We start from the raw sequence: 1,190 nt of genomic DNA on the forward strand, positions 1-1,190 counted from the left end.
CGCGGGGGGGGGCCCCCAACGGGGGGGCCGGGGGGCGCCGGGGCCCCGCGGGGGGCGCCCGGCCGCGGGCCGGGGCGCCGCCCCCGCCCGCCGGGGCCGCCCCCCCGGCGGGGCCCGGCCCGGCCCGGGTCCACCTGGCGACGCTGGCGGCGGCGCTCCTCACCGCCCTGGTGCCGGCCGTCGCGGGCGCGGCGGCGGCGCTGCGGGCGGGGCGTTCGGCGCGGGTCGACCCGGCGACGGTGGCGGTCGCCGGCCACGCCGCGACCGCCGCGTGCCTGCTGCTGGGGCTGGCGGTCGGCGCGCTCAGCTGCCGCCCGGTGCTGGCGGACCGCACCTACGGCCTGCTCGCCGCACTGGGCGGCGCGGTGGCGGTCCTGCTGCTGCCGGCCTCGCCGGGCCGCACGGTCGTCCGGGAGCTGGTCCGCAGCGCCCGGGACGGCCGGGTGGACCTGGCGACCGCCGTGCTGCCGTCGCTCGCGGTGTCCGTGCTGCTGGCCGCGGCGGCGGTGGCCGCGGCGACCGCCGCCGCCGCGCGGCACGGCGACCGGTGAGCCGCCGAATATCGGACACACCGCCATCAAGCAGCATAAATATGTCAAATCGTCGCTAGGCTGCGGACATCAGCAGCGGTGCGCGCCCGAACCCGTCCGGGCCCGTCCGCGCGACGAGTTGGAAGGACCCAGCGCGTGAGCAACCTCTTCGCCATCGCCTACCCCGACGTGGCCACCGCCCAGCAGGTCCGCGACGAGGCGATCGGCCTGCAGAAGCAGAAGCTGATCGACCTGGAGGACGTCGTCGTGGTGGAGCGGCGGCCCGACGGCAAGATCAAGCTCCACCAGATGACCAGCACCACCGGCATCGGCGCCGCCTCCGGCGCGCTCTGGGGCGGCGTCATCGGCCTGCTGTTCTTCATGCCGTTCCTCGGCGCCGCGATCGGCGGTGCGACCGGCGCCGCGGTCGGCTCCGCCACCGACGTGGGCGTGGACGACAACTTCATGAAGCAGGTCGGCCAGAAGCTCGAACCGGGCTCCGCCGCGGTCTTCCTGCTCGTCCGCTCGGCGACCGCCGACAAGGTCGTCCCGGCCCTCGCCCGCTACGGCGGCGAGATCCTGCAGACCTCGCTCAGCGCCGCCCAGGAGGAGCACCTGGTCTACGCCATCAAGGCGGCGCAGGCACCCGCGGCCGGGTGA

General features: G+C 77.5%; 2 protein-coding genes. Both read left to right on the forward strand.

Translation table 11 applies throughout. The annotated features are described in order from the left end of the window. Positions 1 to 551, forward strand: a 551-nt coding sequence (locus tag ACFV0G_RS39565) for a hypothetical protein (protein WP_380558843.1), incomplete at its 5' end; no start/stop codon positions are given. A gap of 135 nt (positions 552 to 686) precedes the next feature. Beyond that, complete coding sequence (locus ACFV0G_RS39570) at positions 687 to 1,190, forward strand: DUF1269 domain-containing protein (protein WP_380558846.1); 504 nt, start codon at positions 687 to 689, stop codon at positions 1,188 to 1,190.

Source organism: Kitasatospora sp. NPDC059571 (assembly GCF_042735675.1).
Taxonomy (GTDB): Bacteria; Actinomycetota; Actinomycetes; order Streptomycetales; family Streptomycetaceae; genus Kitasatospora.